The sequence below is a fragment of the Pseudomonas helvetica genome (assembly GCF_039908645.1).
GTDB lineage: Bacteria > Pseudomonadota > Gammaproteobacteria > Pseudomonadales > Pseudomonadaceae > Aquipseudomonas > Aquipseudomonas helvetica.
Genome location: NZ_CP150917.1, coordinates 137,564 through 163,693, shown reverse-complemented (window position 1 = coordinate 163,693; position 26,130 = coordinate 137,564). Strand labels below are relative to the sequence as shown.

At 61.0% G+C, this 26,130-nt stretch carries 8 protein-coding genes; 1 reads left to right on the top strand and 7 read right to left on the bottom strand.

The window, feature by feature from the left end:
- Positions 1-12 precede the first annotated feature (12 nt).
- The 7 genes from AABM55_RS00685 to AABM55_RS00655 all read right to left on the bottom strand — a co-directional run bounded on the left by AABM55_RS00685 (position 13) and on the right by AABM55_RS00655 (position 8,937).
- On the bottom strand, positions 13-879 hold the full coding sequence (locus AABM55_RS00685; RefSeq protein WP_347928545.1) for an ABC transporter permease: 867 nt from the start codon (positions 877-879) through the stop codon (positions 13-15).
- Positions 880-898: 19 nt separating this feature from the next.
- On the bottom strand, positions 899-1,759 hold the full coding sequence (locus AABM55_RS00680; RefSeq protein ID WP_347928544.1) for an ABC transporter ATP-binding protein: 861 nt from the start codon (positions 1,757-1,759) through the stop codon (positions 899-901).
- 5 nt (positions 1,760-1,764) lie between these two features.
- Positions 1,765-2,790, bottom strand: coding sequence for an ABC transporter substrate-binding protein (locus AABM55_RS00675; RefSeq protein ID WP_347928543.1), 1,026 nt, complete (start codon positions 2,788-2,790; stop codon positions 1,765-1,767).
- 26 nt (positions 2,791-2,816) lie between these two features.
- The gene (locus AABM55_RS00670) at positions 2,817-3,713 is read right to left on the bottom strand and encodes a TauD/TfdA family dioxygenase (protein WP_347928542.1); all 897 of its coding nucleotides are present in this window, start codon (positions 3,711-3,713) and stop codon (positions 2,817-2,819) included.
- 320 nt (positions 3,714-4,033) lie between these two features.
- Positions 4,034-5,401 (bottom strand): HlyD family type I secretion periplasmic adaptor subunit, encoded by a 1,368-nt coding sequence (locus tag AABM55_RS00665; protein WP_103319975.1) that lies wholly within the window; start codon positions 5,399-5,401, stop codon positions 4,034-4,036.
- Positions 5,391-7,547: a type I secretion system permease/ATPase gene (locus AABM55_RS00660; RefSeq protein ID WP_347928541.1), complete on the bottom strand. Its 2,157-nt coding sequence runs from the start codon at positions 7,545-7,547 to the stop codon at positions 5,391-5,393. The genes AABM55_RS00665 and AABM55_RS00660 overlap by 11 nt, the downstream gene beginning before the upstream one ends.
- A 37-nt stretch (positions 7,548-7,584) precedes the next feature.
- Positions 7,585-8,937: a TolC family outer membrane protein gene (locus tag AABM55_RS00655; protein WP_054594991.1), complete on the bottom strand. Its 1,353-nt coding sequence runs from the start codon at positions 8,935-8,937 to the stop codon at positions 7,585-7,587.
- A gap of 354 nt (positions 8,938-9,291) precedes the next feature.
- Here AABM55_RS00655 and AABM55_RS00650 point away from each other — a divergent pair, with 354 nt between their 5' ends.
- Complete coding sequence (locus tag AABM55_RS00650) at positions 9,292-26,121, top strand: LapA family giant adhesin (RefSeq protein ID WP_347928540.1); 16,830 nt, start codon at positions 9,292-9,294, stop codon at positions 26,119-26,121.
- Positions 26,122-26,130: the final 9 nt, after the last annotated feature.

Genomic DNA, 26,130 nt, shown 5'->3' with positions numbered 1-26,130 from the left:
AGAACCAGAAGCCTAGCGCTGCATTCCCCAGCGCTTCACCGTGATTCGCTCCAGAGTGTCGAACACCAGGTTCTCCACCAGCAAACCGATGAGGATCACCACCGCCAACCCGGCGAACACCTTGTCGGTGTACAACTCGTTGCGGTTCTGGAAGATGTACCAGCCCAGGCCACCCTTGCCGCTGGTGGCGCCGAACACCAGCTCGGCGGCGATCAGCGTGCGCCAGGCGAAGGCCCAGCCGATTTTCAGCCCGGCAAGGATCGACGGCAGCGCGGCGGGAATCAGGATGAACAGCACAAACCGGATCCCCCTCAAGCCGTAGTTTCGGCCGGCCATGCGCAAGGTTTCCGAGACCCCGAGAAATCCCGCATACGTGTTCAGGGCCAGTGCCCAGAGCACCGAATGCACCAGCACGAAAATCAGGCTGTTCTGCCCCAACCCGAACCACAGCAGTGCCAACGGCAACAAGGCAATCGCCGGCAATGGGTTGAACATCGAGGTCAGGGTGCTCAGCAGGTCGCGGCCGAACTGGGTCGACACGGCCAGCGTGGTCAGGGCAAACGCCAGGACGATACCGACCAGATACCCCTTGAGCAGCACCACCAGCGAAATCCCGACCTTGCCCAGCAACTCTCCGCTGAGCAACCCGTCGTACAGCGCATGGCCAGTTTGCAGGAAGCTCGGCAGCAACAGGTCATTGTCTTGATAGCGGGCGATGGCCTCCCAGAGCACCGCCAGCAGAATCAGGATCAGGCCTTTACGCAACCAGCCCTGCTGCCAGAGGCGCTGGCCAAGGGGCAATTCACGCTCCAGCGCAACGCTTAACAAGGGTTGCAACTCAACTTCATATTCTTGTCGCGCAGGTGATGAATGGCTCATCGGGCACTCCTCCAGCCGCTCAATAAGCGATGCGGATATCGTTGAAATCCAGTTCGTGATCGCTCTCGGCAGACTGGCCTTCATCGAACAGCAACCGATGAATGCGTCGTGCCGACTGCTGAAACGCCACACCGCCAAGGCTCTGCAAATCGTATTGATGGCTGTGGATTTCCGCCCGCACCCGACCGGGATGAGGCGACAGCAACAGGATCCGGTTACCCACCACCAGCGCCTCTTCGATGGAGTGGGTGACGAACAACAGGGTGAAACGCACCTCCTCCCACAGCAGCAATAATTCCTCCTGCATCTTGCGTCGGGTCAGCGCGTCGAGCGCGGCGAATGGTTCATCCATCAGCAGGATTTTCGGCTGCATGGCCAAGGCCCGGGCAATCGCCACCCGCGCCTTCATGCCACCGGACAAGGTATGTGGATAGGCATCGGCAAACGCCGCCAGCCCGACCTTGTCGAGGTAGTGCAACGCCCGTTCTTCAGCCTCGCGACGCTTGAGGGTTTGCGAGGCCAGCAGCGGGAACATTACGTTCTGTTTGACGGTTTTCCACGGTGGCAGTTGATCGAACTCCTGAAACACCACAATCCGGTCAGGCCCCGGCGCACTGACAGCCTGACCTTGCAGGCGGATTTGCCCTTCACAGGGCTGGATGAACCCCGCGACGGCCTTGAGCAAGGTCGACTTGCCGCAGCCGGAGGGGCCGAGCAACACAAAACGATCGGCGGGATCGACCTCGAAGCTGACCTGATGCGTTGCCCGCACCACCCGTTGCGGCGTGCGGTATTCAAGGCTGACGTGATCGACCGCGAGCAACGCCTGGGTGCTGGCGGTCGAGCTGCTGGCCGCGTGGCCTTGCAAGCGAGCGTTCATGGCAATCAGCTCCCTTGCAACGGTTTGGCGTCGTGGAAGAAGTAGTCCTTCCACGAGTCCGGTTTGTTCTTGATCGCGCCGACGCGGTAGAGGAACTCAGCCAGCGGATATGTATTTTTCGGCGTGACGCTGAATTCGAACTGCGGGTTGTCGATGATTTTCAGCAGCGCGGCGCGGTCGATTTTAGCTTTGGTCACCCTCAGGTAAGTGTCCGCCGCTGCGCCCTTGTCGTTCTGGGCAAATTCAGCAGCTTCGGTCAGGGCTTCGATGAAGGCCTTGTAGGTTTTCGGGTTCTCGTTGCGAAACTTCTCAGTGGTGAACAACACGGTCGGCGAATTCGGGCCCAGCAAGTCGTAGGTATTGAGCACGACATGGACGTTGGGGTTTTCCAGTGCCTGATCCTGGAACGGCGGATTGGAGAAGTGCCCGGTCAGTTCAGTGCCGCCAGCGATCAACGCAGCCGTGGCGTCCGGGTGCGGGACAGCGATGGTGTACTTGTCGAGGCGATTGAATTCCTTGTCACCCCACTGCTTGGCCGCAGCGTACTGGAGGAATCGCGACTGTACGGAAACCCCGACCGCCGGCACCGCGATACGGTCCTGCTCGGTGAAGTCGGCGATGGTTTTGACCTTCGGATTGTTGCTCACCAGGTAATACGGGAAGTTGCCGAGCGAGGCCACGGCCTTGACGTTCTGCTTGCCGTGAGTGCGGTCCCAGATGGTCAGCAACGGGCCAACGCCAGCACCGGCAATGTCGATGGACCCTGAGAGCAACGCATCGTTGACGGCCGCGCCGCCGGAGAGCTGGGTCCAGTCGACCTTGATGTCGATGCCCTCTTCCTTGCCGTGCTTCTCGATCAGGTGCTGGTCGCGGACCACGTTGAGCAGCAGGTAAACGATGCCGAACTGCTCGGCGATGCGAATTTCGCCTTCGGCGTGCGCCACAGTCGGTGCGACCAGACTGCCGGCGAGCAGGCTGAAACCCAGACCGATGGCGGCGGCCAGCGGCGCGAATGGAATACGTTTGGACATGGCAGGTATCTCCGAAATGCAGCCGATCAGAAAGGCGCGTCGCCCTGAATGGTGGTGCGGTAGAGCTTGCGGCGCAGATGGCTCGGGCAACCGGCGGCCAGGTGAATCAGCGAGCGGTTATCCCAGAACACCAGGTCGTGAGGCTGCCACTGATGGCGGTAGATGTTTTCCGGCAACACGCTGTGGGCGTAGAGCTCGGCCAGCAGTTGCCGGCTTTCGTCTTCCGGTAAACCGACAATGCGGGTGGTGAAACCCTCGCTGACGAACAGTGCCTTGCGACCGTTTTCCGGGTGAGTGCGAACCACCGGATGCACCACTTCGTTGACCTGAGCGAGTTGCTCCGGGGTCAGGGTCGGGCGCCAGTTGCCTTCGAATTTGTTCTCGCTGTAACGCGCGGTATAGGAGTGCGCGGCAGAGCGTCCTTCAACCGCCTTGCGCAACGCATCGGGCAGGGTGTCCCAGGCTTTGTGCTGGTCGGCGAACAGTGTGTCGCCACCTTCGGATGGCAGCTCCTGGGCATGGAGCATCGAGCCCAGGCTCGGCAGTTCTTTATAGGACAGGTCGGAGTGCCAGAACTTGCCGGCGTCACCGAGGCCGATAGCCTGGCCGTTTTCGATGATGTTGGAAACGATGAGGATTTCCGGGTGATGGGCCAGCAGAAATTGCTTGAGCACATGGATCTGCAACACGCCAAAACGGCGGCTGAAGGCGATCTGTTGTTCGGGGCTGATGCGCTGGTTTCGGAACACCACGACATGGTGATCCAGGTGCGCGCGGTGGATGCGTGCGAAGTCCTGATCGTTGATGGGCAAGGCGAGGTTCAGGCCGATGATTTCGGCACCGACAGCCCCACTGAACGGGCGGATCTCGAACGATTGCGGCGCGAGGGTCGCGGCGCTGGGCAAAGCGGACAATACAGGCATACATCTCTCCCACGCAGAGCACGCCCAATGGCGTGCGCGTCGATCAGAAACTCACGGAGGTCCCGTGTGGGTTCATTTCGTGCGGCACGCCGATTGGTCGGTGGGTACGCAGGGGTTTGACTTTATAGATATAAGAACGAGTATTTAAATACCGTTAACGAATAACGATATGGCTTTTGAAATGCGCCGCTGTTCAGGCCGTCATCGCGGGCAAGCCTTGCTCCTACAAATACTCTGTATCGACCACGTAATTGTGGTTCGGTGCAGATCCTCTGTAGGAGCAAGGCTTGCCCGCGATGGGGCCATCAGCCCACCAGAGACTAGCGCTCGTGTAGCGCCTCTGCCCGCGCCTTGATGATCGGCTTGAGCAGGTAGCTGAGAATGGTCTTCTTGCCGGTGATGATGTCCACCGAGGCGACCATGCCCGGAATGATCAGCAAGGGTTTTTCGTCGGTGCCCAGGTGGCTGCGCTCGGTGCGCAGCTTGATCATGTAGTAGGTGGTTTTCTTGTCTTCATCGGTGATGGTGTCGGCGCCGATCTGCTCCAGCTTGGCTTTCAGCCCGCCATAGATGGTGTAGTCATAGGCCGTGAACTTGACGATGGCTTCCTGGCCCGGGTGCAAAAACGCGATGTCTTGCGGACGGATCTTCGCTTCCACCAGCAGGGTGTCGTCCAGCGGCACGATTTCGACCATGTCACTGCCGGGCTGGATCACGCCACCGATGGTGTTGACCAGCAGCTGCTTGACGATACCGCGCACCGGCGAGGTCACCAGCGTCCGGCTGACGCGGTCTTCCAGCGCCTTGCCGGTCGCCTTCGCCTTGTTCAGGTCGGTACGGGCCTCGTTGAGCTGGGTCAGCGCCTCACTGCGGAACTTGCCACGGGTCTCGTCGATCTTGCGCTGCACTTCCTTGATTGCCGACTCGGCACGCGGGATCGCCAGGGTGGTAGCGTCCAGTTGGCCACGGGTTTCGACTTCGGCACGCTTGAGTCGCAGCACTTCCACCGGCGACACCGCGCCCTGAGCCACCAGCGGCTCCGACATGTTGATTTCCTGACGTTGCAACGCCAGACCGCTGCGGTACTGCGCCTGCTTGGAGGTGAATTCGCGCAGCTCCTGTTGTTTCTGGATTAGTTGCTCCTGCAGGCCGCCGACTTCATCGTGCAGTTGCTGGCGACGGCTCTCATAGAGTGATTTTTCGCTGGCGGCCTGACCGGGCACAGCTTTCATTGCGTCGTCAGGAAAGCTCAGCGGGCGGTCGTCGACTTCCGCGCTCAAGCGTTCTACACGCAGCAACATCGACAAACGGTCGGCTTCGGTTTCGCCGACGTTGGACTGAAAGCGCGTGTCATCCAGACGAATCAACGGCGCACCGGCTTCGACGATTTGCCCTTCGCGAACGAAGAGTTCTGCGACGATACCGCCCTCCAGGTTCTGGATTTTCTGAAGTTTGGAGGATGGAATCGCCTTGCCATCGCCTTTGGTGACCTCATCGATCACCGCAAAGTTGGCCCACAGCAGCAGGAACAGAAAGAAGCCGATGATGGCCCAGATGGTCAAGCGGACCACCCGCGGGGCGTCTTCGATCAGCGCCTTGTTCACCTCGGGCAAGGGTTGGCCTTGCAGCGATTCTGAGCCTTTGAAGTAGCGGCGGATCGAGTCGCGCATTCCGGACTTAAGCAACACTGATCTGCCCCTTCTTCAACGCTTCCATCACCGAGGCTTTTGGACCATCAGCCAATATTTGCCCGCGATCGATCACCAGCAACCGATCGACCAACGACAACAACGAAGCCCGGTGCGTCACCAGCACCACGGTCTTGTTCTCTACAACGGCTTGCAGGCGTTGTTTCAAGCGTTCTTCACCGGTGTTATCCATGGCGCTGGTCGGTTCGTCGAGCAGCAGGATCGGCGGATTGAGCAGCAGAGCACGAGCCAGGGCCACGTTCTGACGCTGACCGCCGGAAAGGTTTTGCCCGCGTTCGCCGACTTGCAACTCGTAACCTTGCGGGTGCAAACGGGCGAACTCATGCACGCCGGCCAGTTCAGCGGCCTGCAGAACAAGTTCGTCTTCCATGTAGCGGGCGCCGGACACCAGGTTGTCGCGCAACGTACCGGCGAGTAATTGGATGTCCTGCGGTACATAGCCGATGTTGTGGCGCAATTCGCTGACATCGATCTGCCGGATATCCACGCCATCCACCAGCAACGCACCATCGTCCGGCTGATACAGGCCGACCAGCAGTTTGGCCAGCGAGCTCTTGCCCGAGCCGCTGCGGCCGATGATGCCGATCTTTTCACCCGGCTTGATGATCAGGTTGATGTTCTTCAGCGCCGGATTCTGCTGACCCGGGTAGGTGAAGTTCAACTGACGACACTCGATGCCACCCTGCAGGACTTTGCGGCTCAGCGGGCGCTCTTCGAAGTTGCGCTCTTGCGGCAGTTCCATCATCTGGTCGACCGAGGTCATGGTGACCCGCGCCTGCTGATAACGGGTCAGCAGACCGGACAACGACGCCAGCGGGCTGAGGGCCCGACCACTGAGCATGTAGCAGGCGATCAGGCCGCCCATGCTGAGGTTGCCGGCAATGATCTGATAAACCCCGAAGACGATCATGATCACCCCGGCCAGTTGCTGGATCAGCAGGGTGATGTTCATCGCCAGGCCGGAAAGCATCTTCACCCGCAGCTCAAGGCGGCTGAGGGTGCCGATAGTCTGCTCCCACTGGTACTGACGTTCGCTTTCAGCGTTGTTGACCTTCACCGCATCAAGCCCGGCGAGGGTTTCAATCAGGCTCGACTGACGCTCGGCCCCCAGCGCCATGGTTCGCTCCATGGTCGCCACCAGCGGCTTCTGCAAGGCGTAGCCGATCAGCAGGGCAATCGGGAACGCCAGCACCGGAATCCACACCAGGTGCCCGCCCAGCAGGGCGATCACCAGGAAAATCAGCAAGGTGAACGGCAGGTCGATCAAGCTGGTCAGGGTCAGCGAGGCGAGGAAGTCGCGCAGGCTCTGAAACTCGTGGATGTTCTGGGCGAAGCTGCCGACCCGCGCCGGGCGGTACTTCATGGCCATGCCGACGATCCGCTCGAACAGCGTCGCGGAAATGATCAGGTCGGTTTTTTTGCCGGCCAGGTCCAGGCACAGACTACGCAGGCTTTTAAGGACCAGGTCGAACAGGTAAGCCCCGGTGATGCCGAGAGCCAGCACCCACAGGGTCGCTTCGGCCTGGTTCGGTACCACGCGGTCGTAGACGTTCATCACGAACAGCGGCGCGGCCATGGCGATGATGTTGATCAGGAAACTCGCGGCGATGGCGTCGGCATACAGCCAGCGCGAGCGCTTGAGGGTATCGCGGAACCAGGAGCGCGCACGCGGGATCAGCGTGCCGTGGTTCACATCGAATTTATGTTGAGGCTGGGCGAAAAATGCTTGCCCGGTGTAATCGTCAGCCAGCAGTTCGCGGCTGACGTGAACTTCACCGCCATCGCTTTCACTGAGCAGCAGACGCGCCTGGTCATCGCCGAGCCAGCCCAGCAGCACGGCACTGCGACCATCCTTGAGCAGCAACAGTGCCGGCATGGCAATCGCCGGAATTTGCGCCAGCTTGCGTTGCAGCACCCGCCCTTGCAGGCCGGCGCGGGCCGCCGCACGCGGGAGCAACTCGACGCTCAGGCGCTGCTTGGGCAATGGCAGACCGGTGGTCAGCATCGCCGCGCTCGCCGGTTTCTGGTGCAGCGTGCAGAGGGCTAGCAGGCCGTCCAGTAACGGATCGTCGTGCAACGCGCGTGGATCATGACGGAGATGAACTCGACTGGCTTCTGATTCCACGCTTGGCACTCTTGGCTAACTAACTAGAAGGATCTGCTCAATTCATGCCAGGCAGTTGGACCTTGGTCTTCACATCGTTCGACACGACGGAGGCCATGGGTGCAACTACACCCTGACTTTTGAGCAATTCGCCCATGGTCGCCTTGATTCGATATTGAGTAAATAACTGAATGTTTTTGATATCCGCCAGACGACGGGAAGCGGTAAACAGTTCGTTCTCGCTGTCGAGCAAGTCGAGCAAAGTACGTTGACCCAAACTGAACTGTTGCTGATACGCGGTGCGCACGGCACTGCTGCGATCGACATATTGCTGAGCGATCGGCACTTGGGCGTTGGCGTTGTTCAGGGCATTCCATGCCAGGCCCAACTCTTCGTTCAACACGCGCAAGGCGTTGTTGCGGATATCCAGCGCCTGGTTCGACAGATAGGACTTGGATTCCAGATCAGCTTTGTTGCTGCCGCCGGAATACAGGTTGAAGCGCATGCGCAGCATGGCCTGCCATTCATTGTTATGACCGACCGCACCATCCAGATTATTGTCGGCGGTGCGGCCCAGTTCGGCATCGAAACGTGGGTAGAACGTCGACTTGGCAGCATCGTACTGCTTCTCGGCCGCGGCAATATCGGACTCGGCGGAACGCAGTACCGGGCTGTTTTCGAGCATTTGCTGGCGGGCTTCATTCAGGTTCGCCGGCAGCAGCGCAAGGAAGGGTGCCGGACGCTCCAGTTGATCGGGCATCTGACCCACGGCGCTGAGAAAGTTGGTCTCGGCGTCCGCAAGATTGGTCTGCTCAGTGATCAGGTTGTTGCGGGCCTGGGCCATACGCGCTTCGGCCTGATCGAGGTCGGCACCGCTGCCCACGCCACGCGAGGTGCGCAGTTTGATCTGGTCAAAAATCCGTTCGTGGCTCTTCAGGTTCTCTTCGGCCAAGCGCACGAACTCGCGACGGGTCAGCACGTCGAGGTAAACTTGGGCCACAGTCAGTGCCGTGCGCTCGGAAGTCCCCAGCAATGAATAGGCGCGGGAGTTGACGGTGGCTTGTTGACGCCCGACTTCGCTGGATGTCGCAAAACCGTCAAATACCATTTGCTGCAAGCGCACGCTCGACTCGCCGCGGTTCAAGGTTTCCCAATGATTGTTGCCGGCGCCAGCACGAGTGCTCGGGTTGTCAGTGCCTTCACGACCATACCCCCCTAGCAGATCGACCTTTGGCAAGTAGCCACCCTGAGCGGCTCTGAGCTGATAGTCCGCGGAAAGGCGACTGTTCACGCCAGCCTGGATTTCCGGGTGGACATCCAGTGCTTGTTGCATGGCTTGGGGCAGGGTTTGGGCTTGTACAAAACTGGCAGCAAGAACAAATGGTAGAGCCTTGAACAGGTGTGAGCGCATATAAGAATTTCCCTGGACTTCTTGTCTCAAATCACAGCAGATCGCAGTGCTGCGACGGAAAATGGCAACCGAAATGACCGTATGTCGGAAAGTTAAAAATCAGAACTGGGTCACACGCTGCCGGCAGGTCGTCACACAAATATCAATGTGACATTACCGGGGCGATTGTTTAGGATGGCACCCAGAAGGTCAATAGTTTGGCACAAAGTTAATCGCGAAAAAAACCAGCCAAATTATTGACGCGGTAGCGTCAAATTAATGCGCCCCACTTTGAAAGTACGTCCAGACTGAATTGGCAGACGGCCTCTTCAGGTCTATGGAAGCCTACTGAACGGAACACTTGGAGAGTCCTCAATGAGCAGTGTTGTTGCCATCGTCAAAAGCATTGTTGGTCAAGTTTTCGCGGTGTCCCCGGAAGGCATCAGACGTGTGCTGATTGAGGGTGACCGACTGTTCACGGGCGACCAGCTCGATACCGGTCCGACGGGCGCGGTAACGCTTGAACTGGCCGACGGTCGCACGTTGGACCTGGGCCGTGATACCCAGTGGAGCGGCAGCGCTCCGGACTCCAGCACTGACTTGGCACAAGCCACCGCGCAAGCCGCGCCTTCGGTAGCAGAACTGCAACAAGCCATCCTCGCGGGCGTCGACCCGACCACTGATATAGAAGCCGCCGCCGCAGGCCCGACTGCAACAGGCACGGGTGCTGCCGGCGGAGGCCACAGCTTCGTGGCACTGGACGAAACAGCTGCCCGCGTAGCCCCGACCATTGGTTTTCCGACCGCAGGCATTGGCGCAACTACTTCCGCCGTCGACGTCACTACGGGTGGCCAGAACACCAATAACGGCACCAACGTGCTGGTTGGCTCGACCCTGAGCCTCAGTGCTACATCGACCATCACCGAAGCCGGTGGTGTGCTGGTTTACACCGCAAACGTCACCCGGGCGCCGCTGACTGACCTGAGCATCACCCTGTCCAATGGCTCGGTCATCGTCATCCCGGCCGGCCAGGTCAGTGGCAGCGTCAATGTTCCGCTGGCACCGAATGACAGTGTCTACAACGACCCGCACCAGATCACCGTCAATGTCACCGGCACCACCGGTGGTGGCGGCCTGGTGCTGACCGTCGATCCGACGCCCGCCGTCACACAGGTCACTGACACGATTGATACCACCACCGTCACCCTGACGGCAGGCTCGACCATCACCGAAGGCGGTCAGATCACCTACACCGCAACCTTGACCAACCCGGCGCAAACGCCGGTCACCGTGACCCTGTCCAACGGCTCGACCATCACCATCGAAGCCGGCAAAACCACCGGTACGGTGAACGTCGACACCCCGGCGAACGATGTTTACAAAAACGGCAGCACGGTCAGCACCACCATCACCGGGGCTACCGGCGGCAACTTTGAAAACCTGGTGCCAAGCACCACGCCAGCCGTTACCACGATCACCGATTCGATCGACAATACCGGATTGAGCCTGACGGCGACCGGTTCGGTCACTGAAGGCGGTCAGATCACCTACACCGCGACCCTGAGCAATCCGGCCGGCACGCCGATGACCGTCACGCTGAGCAACGGCGCGGTGATCAACATCGAAGCCGGTAAAACTTCCGGTTCCGTGGTGGTCGACACCCCTGCGAATGACGTCTACAAAAACGGCAGCACCGTTAGCACCACCATCGAAAGCACCAGCGGCGGCAATTTCGAGCAGTTGACCCCGAGCACCACTCCGGCGGTCACCACCATCACCGATTCGATCGACAACACCGGGCTGTCCCTGGCAGCCACCGGTTCGGTCACCGAAGGCGGTCAAATCACTTACACCGCGACGCTGAGCAATCCGGCCGGCACCGCGATGAGCGTGACCCTGTCGAACGGCGCCGTCATCAACATCGAAGCCGGTAAAACTTCCGGTTCCGTGGTGGTCGACACCCCTGCGAATGACGTCTACAAAAACGGCAGCACCGTTAGCACCACCATCGAAAGCACCAGCGGCGGCAATTTCGAGCAGTTGACCCCGAGCACCACTCCGGCGGTCACCACCATCACCGATTCGATCGACAACACCGGGCTGTCCCTGGCAGCCACCGGTTCGGTCACCGAAGGCGGTCAAATCACTTACACCGCGACGCTGAGCAATCCGGCCGGCACCGCGATGAGCGTGACCCTGTCGAATGGCGCCGTCATCAACATCGAAGCTGGTAAAACCACCGGCTCGGTGGTGGTCGACACCCCGGCGAATGACGTCTACAAAAACGGCAGCACCGTCAGCACTACCATCGAAAGCACCACGGGCGGCAACTTCGAACAGCTGACCCCGAGCACCACTCCGGCGGTCACCACCATCACCGATTCGATCGACAACACCGGGCTGTCCCTGGCAGCAACCGGTTCGGTCACCGAAGGCGGTCAAATCACTTACACCGCGACGCTGAGCAACCCGGCGGGCACGCCGATGACTGTCACGCTCAGCAATGGCGCCGTGATCAACATCGAAGCTGGTAAAACCACCGGCTCGGTGGTGGTCGATACCCCGGCCAATGACGTCTACAAAAACGGCAGCACCGTCAGCACCACCATCGAAAGCACCACGGGCGGCAACTTCGAGCAGTTGACCCCGAGCACGACGCCGGCGGTCACGACCATTACCGACTCGATCGATAACACCGGGCTGACACTCACCGCCGACAACACGATTACCGAAGGCGGCCAGATCACCTACACCGCGACGCTGACCAATCCGGCCGGCACCGCGATGAGCGTGACCCTGTCGAACGGCGCGGTGATCAACATCGAGGCCGGCAAAACCACCGGCAGCGTGGTGGTCGATACCCCGGCGAATGACGTCTACAAAAACGGCAGCACCGTCAGCACCACCATCGAAAGCACCAGCGGCGGCAATTTCGAACAGCTGACCCCAAGCACCACCCCGGCCGTTACGACGATCACCGATTCGATCGACAACACCGGCCTGACGCTCACTGCCGACAACACGATTACCGAAGGCGGCCAGATCACCTACACCGCGACCTTGAGCAACCCGGCGGGCACGCCGATGACTGTCACGCTCAGCAATGGCGCCGTGATCAACATCGAAGCTGGTAAAACCACCGGCTCGGTGGTGGTCGATACCCCGGCCAATGACGTTTACAAAAACGGCAGCACCGTCAGCGCCACCATCGAAAGCACCACCGGCGGCAATTTCGAACAGCTGACCCCGAGCACCACCCCGGCGGTCACCACGATCACCGATTCGATCGATAACACCGGGCTGACGCTCACTGCCGACAACACCATTACCGAAGGTGGCCAGATCACCTACACCGCGACGCTGACCAATCCGGCCGGCACCGCGATGAGCGTGACCCTGTCGAACGGCGCGGTGATCAACATCGAGGCCGGCAAGACTTCCGGCAGCGTGGTGGTCGACACCCCAGCGAACGATGTTTACAAAAACGGCAGCACGGTCAGCACCACCATCGAGAGCACCACGGGCGGCAACTTCGAGCAGTTGACCCCAAGCACGACGCCAGCGGTTACGACCATTACCGACTCGATCGATAACACCGGGTTGACGCTCACTGCCGACAACAGCATTACCGAAGGCGGCCAGATCACCTACACAGCGACGCTGACCAATCCGGCCGGCACCGCGATGAGCGTGACCCTGTCGAACGGCGCCGTGATCAACATCGAGGCCGGCAAGACTTCCGGCAGCGTGGTGGTCGACACCCCGGCCAACGATGTTTACAAAAACGGCAGCACGGTCAGCACCACCATCGAGAGCACCACGGGCGGCAACTTCGAGCAGTTGACCCCGAGCACGACGCCGGCGGTCACCACGATCACCGATTCGATCGATAACACCGGCCTGACGCTCACTGCCGACAACACGATTACCGAAGGCGGACAGATCACTTACACCGCCACCTTGAGCAATCCGGCTGGCACGCCGATGACCGTCACGCTCAGCAATGGCGCCGTGATCAACATCGAGGCCGGCAAAACGTCCGGTTCCGTGGTGGTCGACACCCCAGCCAATGACGTCTACAAAAACGGCAGCACCGTCAGCACCACCATCGAGAGCACCACGGGTGGCAATTTCGAGCAATTGACCCCAAGCACCACCCCGGCCGTTACGACGATCACCGATTCGATCGACAACACCGGGCTGACGCTCACCGCCGACAACACAATTACCGAAGGCGGACAGATCACTTACACCGCCACCTTGAGCAATCCGGCTGGTACGCCGATGACCGTCACGCTGTCGAACGGCGCGGTGATCAACATCGAGGCCGGCAAAACCACCGGCAGCGTGGTGGTCGATACCCCGGCGAATGACGTCTACAAAAACGGCAGCACCGTCAGCACCACCATCGAAAGCACCAGCGGCGGCAATTTCGAACAGCTGACCCCAAGCACCACCCCGGCCGTTACGACGATCACCGACTCGATCGACAACACCGGCCTGAGCCTGACGGCGAATGGTTCTGTGGTTGAAGGCGGCCAGATCACCTACACCGCCACCTTGAGCAATCCGGCTGGCACGCCGATGACTGTCACGCTGTCGAACGGCGCGGTGATCAACATCGAGGCCGGCAAAACCACCGGTTCCGTGGTGGTCGACACCCCGGCCAACGACGTCTATAAAAACGGCAGCACCGTCAGCACCACCATTGAAAGCACCACCGGTGGCAACTTCGAACAGTTGACCCCAAGCACCACCCCGGCGGTCACCACGATCACCGATTCGATCGACAACACCGGCCTGACGCTCACCGCCAACAACACCATTACCGAAGGCGGCCAGATCACCTACACCGCCACGCTGACCAATCCGGCTGGCACCGCGATGACTGTCACGCTCAGCAATGGCGCCGTGATCAACATCGAAGCCGGCAAAACCACCGGCTCGGTGGTGGTCGATACCCCGGCGAATGACGTTTACAAAAACGGCAGCACCGTCAGCACCACCATCGAAAGCACCACGGGCGGCAACTTCGAACAGTTGACCCCAAGCACCACCCCGGCGGTCACCACCATCACCGACTCGATCGACAACACCGGGCTGAGCCTGACGGCGACTGGTTCGGTGGTTGAAGGCGGTCAGATCACTTACACCGCCACCCTGACCAACCCGGCCGGCACGCCGATGACCGTCACCCTGTCGAACGGCGCGGTGATCAACATCGAAGCCGGCAAAACCACCGGCAGCGTGGTGGTCGATACCCCGGCGAATGACGTCTACAAAAACGGCAGCACGGTCAGCACCACCATCGAAAGCACCAGCGGCGGCAATTTCGAACAGCTGACCCCAAGCACCACCCCGGCCGTTACGACGATCACCGATTCGATCGACAACACCGGGCTGACGCTCACCGCCGACAACACGATTACCGAAGGCGGCCAGATCACCTACACCGCGACGCTGAGCAATCCGGCTGGCACGCCGATGACCGTCACGCTGTCGAACGGCGCGGTGATCAACATCGAGGCCGGCAAAACCACCGGCTCGGTGGTGGTCGATACCCCGGCGAATGACGTTTACAAAAACGGCAGCACCGTCAGCACCACCATCGAAAGCACCAGCGGCGGCAATTTCGAACAGCTGACCCCAAGCACCACCCCGGCCGTTACGACGATCACCGATTCGATCGACAACACCGGGCTGACGCTCACCGCCGACAACACGATTACCGAAGGCGGCCAGATCACCTACACCGCGACCCTGAGCAATCCGGCCGGCACGCCGATGACCGTCACGCTCAGCAATGGCGCCGTGATCAACATCGAGGCCGGCAAAACGTCCGGTTCCGTGGTGGTCGACACCCCAGCCAATGACGTCTACAAAAACGGCAGCACCGTCAGCACTACCATCGAAAGCACCAGCGGCGGCAATTTCGAGCAGTTGACCCCGAGCACCACTCCGGCGGTCACCACCATCACCGATTCGATCGATAACACCGGGCTGTCCCTGGCAGCCACCGGTTCGGTCACCGAAGGCGGTCAAATCACTTACACCGCGACGCTGAGCAACCCGGCTGGCACGCCGATGACCGTCACGCTGTCGAACGGCGCGGTGATCAACATCGAGGCCGGCAAGACTTCCGGCAGCGTGGTGGTCGACACCCCAGCGAACGATGTTTACAAAAACGGCAGCACGGTCAGCACCACCATCGAGAGCACCACGGGCGGCAACTTCGAGCAGTTGACCCCAAGCACGACGCCGGCCGTTACGACGATCACCGACTCGATCGACAACACCGGCCTGAGCCTGACGGCGAATGGTTCTGTGGTTGAAGGCGGCCAGATCACCTACACCGCCACCTTGAGCAACCCGGCGGGCACGCCGATGACCGTCACGCTCAGCAATGGCGCCGTGATCAACATCGAGGCCGGCAAGACTTCCGGCAGCGTGGTGGTCGACACACCAGCGAACGATGTTTACAAAAACGGCAGCACCGTCAGCACTACCATCGAAAGCACCACCGGCGGCAATTTCGAACAGCTGACCCCAAGCACCACCCCGGCCGTGACGACGATCACCGATTCGATCGATAACACCGGCCTGACGCTCACCGCCAACAACACGATTACCGAAGGCGGCCAGATCACCTATACCGCTACCCTGACCAACCCGGCCGGCACCGCGATGAGCGTGACCCTGTCGAACGGCGCCGTGATCAACATCGAAGCCGGTAAAACGTCCGGTTCCGTGGTGGTCGACACCCCGGCCAACGACGTCTACAAAAACGGCAGCACGGTCAGCACCACCATCGAGAGCACCACCGGCGGCAATTTCGAACAGCTGACCCCGAGCACCACCCCGGCGGTCACCACGATCACCGATTCGATCGATAACACCGGGCTGACGCTCACTGCCGACAACACCATTACCGAAGGTGGCCAGATCACCTACACCGCGACGCTGACCAATCCGGCCGGCACCGCGATGAGCGTGACCCTGTCGAACGGCGCCGTGATCAACATCGAAGCCGGTAAAACGTCCGGTTCCGTGGTGGTCGACACCCCAGCCAATGACGTCTACAAAAACGGCAGCACCGTCAGCACCACCATTGAAAGCACCACGGGCGGCAATTTCGAGCAGCTGACTCCAAGCACCACCCCGGCGGTGACGATGATCACCGACTCGATCGATAACACCGGGCTGACGCTCACCGCCAACAACACCATTACCGAAGGCGGCCAGATCACCTACACCGCGACGCTGAGCAATCCGGCTGGCACGCCGATGACCGTCACGCTGTCGAACGGCGCGGTGATCAACATCGAGGCCGGCAAGACTTCCGGCAGCGTGGTGGTCGACACCCCAGCGAACGATGTTTACAAAAACGGCAGCACGGTCAGCACCACCATCGAGAGCACCACGGGCGGCAACTTCGAGCAGTTGACCCCAAGCACGACGCCGGCCGTTACGACGATCACCGACTCGATCGACAACACCGGCCTGAGCCTGACGGCGAATGGTTCTGTGGTTGAAGGCGGCCAGATCACCTACACCGCCACCTTGAGCAACCCGGCGGGCACGCCGATGACCGTCACGCTCAGCAATGGCGCCGTGATCAACATCGAGGCCGGCAAAACCAGCGGCTCCGTGGTGGTCGATACCCCGGCCAACGACGTCTACAAAAACGGCAGCACGGTCAGCACCACCATCGAAAGCACCAGCGGCGGCAATTTCGAACAGCTGACCCCAAGCACCACCCCGGCCGTTACGACGATCACCGATTCGATCGACAACACCGGGCTGACGCTCACCGCCGACAACACGATTACCGAAGGCGGCCAGATCACCTACACCGCGACGCTGAGCAATCCGGCTGGCACGCCGATGACCGTCACGCTGTCGAACGGCGCGGTGATCAACATCGAGGCCGGCAAAACCACCGGCTCGGTGGTGGTCGATACCCCGGCGAATGACGTTTACAAAAACGGCAGCACCGTCAGCACCACCATCGAAAGCACCAGCGGCGGCAATTTCGAACAGCTGACCCCAAGCACCACCCCGGCCGTTACGACGATCACCGATTCGATCGACAACACCGGGCTGTCCCTGGCAGCAACCGGTTCGGTCACCGAAGGCGGCCAGATCACTTACACCGCCACCCTGACCAACCCGGCCGGCACGCCGATGACCGTCACGCTCAGCAACGGTGCGGTAATCAACATCGAAGCCGGCAAAACCACCGGCTCGGTGGTGGTCGACACCCCGGCCAATGACGTTTACAAAAACGGCAGCACCGTCAGCACCACCATTGAAAGCACCACCGGCGGCAACTTCGAACAGCTGACCCCAAGCACCACCCCGGCGGTCACCACGATCACCGATTCGATCGACAATACCGGCCTGAGCCTGACGGCGAATGGTTCTGTGGTTGAAGGCGGCCAGATCACTTACACCGCCACCCTGACCAACCCGGCCGGCACCGCGATGAGCGTGACCCTGTCGAACGGCGCCGTCATCAACATCGAAGCTGGTAAAACCACCGGCTCGGTGGTGGTCGATACCCCGGCCAACGACGTCTACAAAAACGGCAGCACCGTCAGCACCACCATCGAGAGCACCACTGGCGGCAATTTCGAGCAGTTGACCCCGAGCACCACGCCGGCGGTCACTACCATCACCGACTCGATCGACAACACCGGCCTGAGCCTGACGGCGAATGGTTCTGTGGTTGAAGGCGGCCAGATCACTTACACCGCCACCCTGAGCAATCCGGCCGGCACGCCGATGACTGTCACGCTGTCGAACGGCGCGGTGATCAACATCGAGGCCGGCAAAACCACTGGTTCCGTGGTGGTCGACACCCCGGCCAACGACGTCTACAAAAACGGCAGCACCGTCAGCACCACCATCGAAAGCACCAGCGGCGGCAATTTCGAACAGTTGACCCCGAGCACGACGCCGGCGGTTACGACCATTACCGACTCGATCGATAACACCGGGCTGACACTCACCGCCGACAACACGATTACCGAAGGCGGCCAGATCACCTACACCGCCACCTTGAGCAACCCGGCGGGCACGCCGATGACCGTCACGCTCAGCAATGGCGCCGTGATCAACATCGAGGCCGGCAAAACCAGCGGCTCGGTGGTAGTCGATACCCCGGCCAACGACGTCTACAAAAACGGCAGCACGGTCAGCACCACCATCGAGAGCACCACGGGCGGCAATTTCGAGCAATTGACCCCAAGCACCACCCCGGCCGTTACGACGATCACCGATTCGATCGACAACACCGGGCTGACGCTCACCGCCGACAACACGATTACCGAAGGCGGACAGATCACTTACACCGCCACCTTGAGCAATCCGGCTGGTACGCCGATGACCGTCACGCTCAGCAATGGCGCCGTAATCAACATCGAAGCCGGTAAAACGTCCGGTTCCGTGGTGGTCGACACCCCGGCCAACGACGTCTACAAAAACGGCAGCACGGTCAACACCACCATCGAAAGCACCACGGGCGGCAATTTCGAACAGCTGACCCCGAGCACGACGCCGGCGGTCACCACGATCACCGATTCGATCGACAACACCGGCCTGACGCTCACCGCCAACAACACCATTACCGAAGGTGGCCAGATCACCTACACCGCCACCTTGAGCAACCCGGCGGGCACGCCGATGACCGTCACGCTCAGCAATGGCGCCGTGATCAACATCGAGGCCGGTAAAACCAGCGGCTCGGTGGTGGTCGATACCCCGGCCAACGACGTCTACAAAAACGGCAGCACCGTCAGCACCACCATCGAAAGCACCACGGGCGGCAATTTCGAACAGTTGACCCCGAGCACGACGCCGGCGGTCACTACCATCACCGACTCGATCGATAACACCGGGCTGTCCCTGGCAGCAACCGGTTCGGTGGTTGAAGGCGGCCAGATCACCTACACCGCCACCCTGAGCAATCCGGCCGGCACGCCGATGACTGTCACGCTGTCGAACGGCGCGGTGATCAACATCGAGGCCGGCAAAACCACCGGCAGCGTGGTGGTCGATACCCCGGCGAATGACGTCTACAAAAACGGCAGCACCGTCAGCACCACCATCGAAAGCACCAGCGGTGGCAATTTCGAGCAGCTGACCCCGAGCACCACCCCAGCCGTTACGACGATCACCGATTCGATCGATAACACCGGCCTGTCCCTGACGGCGACCGGTTCCGTGGCCGAAGGTGGGCACATCACCTACACCGCGACCCTGACCAACCCGGCCGGCACCGCGATGACCGTGACCCTGAGCAACGGCGCAGTGATCAACATCGACGCCGGCAAAACCACCGGCACCGTAGTGGTCGACGCACCCAAAGACGACGTCTACCTCGACGCCGGCAAGGTCCAGGCAACGATCACCACCGCCACCGGCGGCAACTTCGAGAACCTGGTCACCAGCAGCACACCTGCGGTCACCAACGTCACCGACACCATCGACACCTCGACGGTGAAACTGACCGCGACTGACTCGGCAGCCGAAGGCGGCACCGTCACCTACACCGCAACCGTCTCGGCGCCAGTCACCGGTTCGGCAGTGATCGTGACCCTGGCCAACGGCCAGACCATCACCATTCCGGTCGGCCAGTCCAGCGGCACCGCGACCACCACCGCGCCGAACGACGCGCTGGTCGGCCACACCCCGCTGACCAACGCCATCACCAACGTCAGCGGCGGCAACTACGAAAACCTGGTCGCCGACAAAACCCCGGTCAGCACCACCGTGACCGACACCGTCGACACCACCAACCTGACGCTGAGCGCAACCGGTTCCGTGGCTGAAGGTGGCCAGATCACCTACACCGCGACCCTGACCAACGCCGCCGGCACGCCAGTGACCGTGACCCTGAGCAACGGCGCAGTCATCAACATCGACGCCGGCAAAACCACCGGTTCCGTCGTGGTCGACGCACCAAAAGACGACGTCTACCTCGACGCCGGCAAGGTCCAGGCAACGATCTCCACCGCCACCGGCGGTAACTTCGAGAACCTGGTCACCAGCAGCACACCTGCAGTCACCAACGTTACCGACACCATCGACACCTCGACGGTGAAACTGACCGCCACCGATTCGGCAGCCGAAGGCGGCACTGTCACCTACACCGCCACCGTCAGCGCGCCAGTGACCGGTTCGGCAGTGATCGTGACGTTGGCCAACGGCCAGACCATCACCATTCCGGTCGGCCAGTCCAGCGGCACCGCGACCACCACTGCGCCGAACGACGCGCTGGTTGGCCACACCCCGCTGACCAACGCGATTACCAACGTCAGCGGCGGCAACTACGAAAACCTGGTCGCCGACAAAACCCCGGTCAGCACCACCGTGACCGACACCGTCGACACCACCAACCTGACGCTGAGCGCAACCGGTTCCGTGGCTGAAGGTGGCCACATCACCTACACCGCGACCCTGACCAATGCCGCCGGCACGCCAGTGACCGTGACCCTGAGCAACGGTGCAGTGATCAACATCGACGCCGGCAAAACCACCGGTTCCGTCGTGGTCGACGCACCAAAAGACGACGTCTACCTCGACGCCGGCAAGGTCCAGGCAACGATCACCACCGCTACCGGCGGCAACTTCGAGAACCTGGTCACCAGCAGCACACCTGCGGTCACCAACGTTACCGACACCATCGACACCTCGACGGTGAAACTGACTGCGACCGATTCGGCAGCCGAAGGCGGCACTGTCACCTACACCGCAACCGTCAGCGCGCCAGTGACCGGTTCGGCAGTGATCGTGACGTTGGCCAACGGCCAGACCATCACCATCCCGGTCGGCCAGTCCAGCGGCACTGCGACCACCACCGCGCCAAACGACGCGCTGGTTGGCCACACCCCGCTGACCAATGCGATTACCAACGTCAGCGGCGGCAACTACGAAAACCTGGTCGCCGACAAAACCCCGGTCAGCACCAGCGTGACCGATACCGTCGACACCACCAACCTGACGCTGAGCGCAACCGGTTCCGTAGCCGAAGGTGGCCAGATCACCTATACCGCGACCCTGACCAACCCGGCCGGCACCGCGATGACCGTGACCCTGAGCAACGGTGCAGTGATCAACATCGACGCCGGCAAAACCACCGGCACCGTAGTGGTCGACGCACCAAAAGACGACGTCTACCTCGACGCCGGCAAAGTCCAGGCAACGATCACCACCGCCACCGGTGGTAACTTCGAGAACCTGGTCACCAGCAGCACACCTGCAGTCACCAACGTCACCGACACCATCGACACCTCGACGGTGAAACTGACCGCGACTGACTCGGCAGCCGAAGGCGGCACCGTCACCTACACCGCAACCGTCTCGGCGCCAGTCACCGGTTCGGCAGTGATCGTGACGTTGGCCAACGGCCAGACCATCACCATTCCAGTCGGCCAGTCCAGCGGCACCGCGACCACCACCGCGCCAAACGACGCGCTGGTTGGCCACACCCCGCTGACCAACGCGATTACCAACGTCAGCGGCGGCAACTACGAAAACCTGGTCGCCGACAAAACCCCGGTCAGCACCAGCGTGACCGACACCGTCGACACCACCAACCTGACGCTGAGCGCAACCGGTTCCGTGGCCGAAGGTGGCCAGATCACCTACACCGCGACCCTGACCAACCCGGCCGGCACCGCGATGACCGTGACCCTGAGCAACGGCGCAGTGATCAACATCGACGCTGGCAAAACCACCGGCACCGTAGTGGTCGACGCACCCAAAGACGACGTCTACCTCGACGCCGGCAAGATCCAGGCAACGATCTCCACCGCCACCGGCGGCAACTTCGAGAACCTGGTCACCAGCAGCACACCTGCGGTCACCAACGTCACCGACACCATCGACACCTCGACGGTGAAACTGACCGCGACTGACTCGGCAGCCGAAGGCGGCACTGTCACCTACACCGCCACCGTCAGCGCGCCGGTCACCGGTTCGGCAGTGATCGTGACGTTGGCCAACGGCCAGACCATCACCATCCCGGTCGGCCAGTCCAGCGGCACCGCGACCACCACCGCGCCAAACGACGCGCTGGTCGGCCACACCCCGCTGACCAACGCGATTACCAACGTCAGCGGCGGCAACTACGAAAACCTGGTCGCCGACAAAACCCCGGTCAGCACCAGCGTGACCGACACCGTCGACACCACCAACCTGACGCTGAGCGCGACCGGCTCAGTCGCCGAAGGTGGCCAGATCACCTACACCGCGACCCTGACCAACCCGGCCGGCACAGCGATGACCGTGACCCTGAGCAACGGTGCAGTCATCAACATCGACGCTGGCAAAACCAGCGGTTCGGTGAACTTCGCCGCGCCGAAAGATGATGTCTACCTCGACGCCGGCTCGGTCAACGCCAAGATCACCGCCAGCACCGGTGGCAATTTCGAAAAACTGGTCACCAGCGATACCCCAGCGGTAACCAGCGTCACCGACACCATCGATAAAACCGAAGTCAGCATCAGCGGCAGCAGTCAGGTCACCGAAGGCCAGACCGCCAGCTACACCGTGACCCTGACGCACCCTGCGCAAACCGACGTGACGCTGAAGGTCGTCTACAGCGGCACGGCCACCGACGGCTCGGACTTTACCGGTGTGTACACGGTGAAAATCCCGGCGGGTGCCAGCAGCGCCAGTTTCAATATCGCGACCATTGACGACAAGATCACCGAGCCTACCGAAAACATCGTGGTCAAGATCGACTCGGCCAGCGGTGGCAACTTCGAAAACCTGGTGGTCAGCAGCACCAATGGCAGCGTCAACACGTCGATCATCGACAACGATGCTCCGCCCGTCATCGACCTGGACGCCAACAACTCCAGCGGCGCGACCGGTGCCAATTACAACGTCACCTTCACCGAAGGCACCACCGGCCCTGGCGTATCGATTGGCGACACCGACCTCACGATCACTGACCCGGACAGCACCATGCTGACCGGCGCCACCATCGTGTTGACCAACCGTCAGCCGGGCGACTCGCTGAACCTGGGCAACAGCGTCAACGGCATCAGCATCAACGCCAACAGCAAGGATGGTTCGATCACCCTGACGCTGTCCGGCAATGCAACGCTGGCCGACTACATGCAACAGATCAAAAACATCACCTTCACCAACAACAGTGAAGACCCGAGCACCACGCCGCGGACCATCACCGTGACGGTGACCGACGGCAGCAATTACTCCAACGTCGCCACCACCACCGTCAATGTGGTCGCGGTCAACGATGCTCCGGTCGCTACCGGCGGTGCGGTCACCGGCACTGAAGACACGCCGCTGATCCTCGGCTGGTCGAATTTCGGTGTGAGCGATGTCGACAGTCCTGCTGCCAGCCTGGGCGTGAAAATCACCCAGCTGCCGGGCGACGGCAAGTTGCAGTACCTGGACGGTTCGACCTGGAAAGACGTGGCCAACAACCAGACTTTCAGCAAGGCCGACATTGATGCAGGCAAGTTGCGCTTCACGCCTGATGCCAACGAATCCGGCACCAATGGCTACGGCGGCACCGGCGTGGGCAACCAACAGGCGGATTACGCACAAATCCAGTTCCAGCCAACCGACGGCCAGCTTCTGGGCAATACCGGCACGGTGAAAGTCGATATCACTCCCGTTGCCGATGCGCCGACACTCAGCGTCGCCGGCAACAACGTGAACTCGACAGGCCTGATCAAGGAAGTCTGGACCGGCCTGGCCGGTCTCGGCACCAGCGGTAGTGGCGCGCCAGCTGAAACCCTGAAATCCGTGATCGATGCTGCCGGTACTCCGAACAGCAGCGGTACCGTGAGCAACGTGCAGTCCGACAGCAACGTTGCAGCCGGTACCGCGTCGAAAACTTCCGGGCTGATCTACCTCGAAGCCGGCAAGACCTACAGCTTCAGCGGTATTGCTGATGACAGTCTGCTGGTGACCATCGGCGGTAATAACGTGGCCGGTGCCACGTGGGGCGCGGGTGGCCAAATCTCCGGATCGTTCACGCCGACCACCAGCGGTTACTACACCCTGGACATCTACCACCACAACCAAAATGGCCCGGGCAGCTACGACGTCAACCTGTCGGTCAACGGCGCCCCGGCCGTCGACCTGAGCAGCGCTGGCGTGCCGATCTACACGGGTGTCACCGACCTGATCAATGCTGGTGTGACGGTCTCCGATCTGCACGGCACCAATGGCGAAGGCTACTACGACGGCTACAAGCTCAACACCGGCGCCGAGGGCGGCAGCGTTCATCTGTCAAAAATCACCACCGCACTGACCGACACCGACGGCTCCGAAAGCCTGAGCGTGAAAATCGGCGGTATGCCGGCAGGTTCCGTGCTGAGCGATGGCGCGGGACATACCTTCACCGTGGCGACCACCGGTGAAGCAAATGTCACTGGCTGGAATCTCGGCAGCCTGACGCTCACTCCGCCACCGTACTTCAATGGCTCGATCAATCTGACGGTCACCTCGACTTCCACCGAGTCCCTCGGCGGCTCGGCGCCAAGTACTGCGCAGATCCCGGTCACGGTTTACCCGGCGGTGTATAACCCGTTGGTCGGCACTTCAGGGGATGACAATTTCGTCGGTACTAACGGCAACGACATCATGATCGCCGACATCGGCGGGCTGACCGTGGTGCCAGGCACCAACTACAACATTGCGTTCATGGTCGACAGCTCGGGCAGCATGAGCGCCACCTCGATCAGCGCCGCCAAAGACTCACTGACATCGGTGTTCAACACCCTCAAGAACAGCCTGGGCGCCAGCACTTCGGGCACGGTGAACGTCTTCCTCGCGGACTTCGATACTCAGGTCAACAAGCAGATTGCGGTCAACCTGAACGACCCGAATGCCCTGACCCTGCTCAAGTCGGTGCTGGACTCTATGGCTTCCGGCGGCGGCACCAACTACGAAGACGTGTTCAAGACCACGGCCAACTTCTTCCAGAGCAGCATGGCCACCAGTAACAGCAACGCGACCAACCTGACGTATTTCATTACCGACGGAAAGCCAACGTACTATCAGTCCGGCGAGCAGACCAACCCGACGCTGTACAGCGGTGGTGCGAAGCTGGATGACGTCGTCACAACCAGCAACTACACCTTGGGGAATACGTTCTCCAAGTATCTGGACAACACCCATTACCTCTCCATCAACACCGATGGTTCAACGACGCTGCAGACCTATAACGGCAACCGCTGGGTCAGCAAAGACCTGGGGATGCTCCACGCTCAAGGCGATGGCACCTATGAGTTGTCGAAACTGGACGGCACGGGCTACAGCTCCGATAGCAGTACCACCAGCAACTCCAACGACAGCTTCGCGTTGCTCGGCAAGTTGTCGCAGGTCGAGGCCATCGGCCTGAACAGCGATGTCAGCCTCAGCGACCTGAAACCGTTCGACACCGACGGCAAACCGCAAAGCAACATCGATCCGGCCAACCTGGCCAACTCGATCATCGGTCACACCGAAGCGACCATGCCGGGCGCCGATACGGTTAATGGCGGCGACGGCAACGACATCCTGTTCGGCGACCTGGTGAGCTTCAACGGCATTGCCGGTGAGGGCTACCAGGCCATGCAGGCCTTCGTGGCCCAGCAGACCGGCGTGGATCTCAGCAAAGTCACCACCAGCAACGTGCACCAGTACATCACCGAGCACTACACCGCGTTCGATGTGTCCGGCGCTCATGACGGTAATGACACGCTATTGGGCGGTACCGGTAACGACATCCTCTTCGGCCAGGGTGGCAACGACATCCTCGACGGCGGCAAGGGCAATGACATCCTGCTGGGCGGTACGGGTAACGACACGCTAATCGGCGGTCAGGGTAACGACATCCTGATTGGCGGATCGGGTGCCGATACATTCGTCTGGAAGGCCGGCGACACCGGTAACGATGTGATCAAGGACTTCAAGGCCAGCGAAGGCGACCGGATCGACCTGCGGGATCTGTTGCAGGGCGAAAGCGGCAGCACCATCGACAACTTCCTGAAAATCAGCACGGTTGAAGGTGTGTCGACGTTGCAGGTCAGCTCCGAAGGCAAGCTTAACGCGGCCGGCGGCGTGGCCAACGCTGATGTGACGATCAAACTGGAAGGCAATAACTGGTCCGGTCAGAGCATCAACTCGCTGATCGCCGGTAGCGACCCGACCATCAAGATCGACCACAACAACACCTGATCAAGCCCC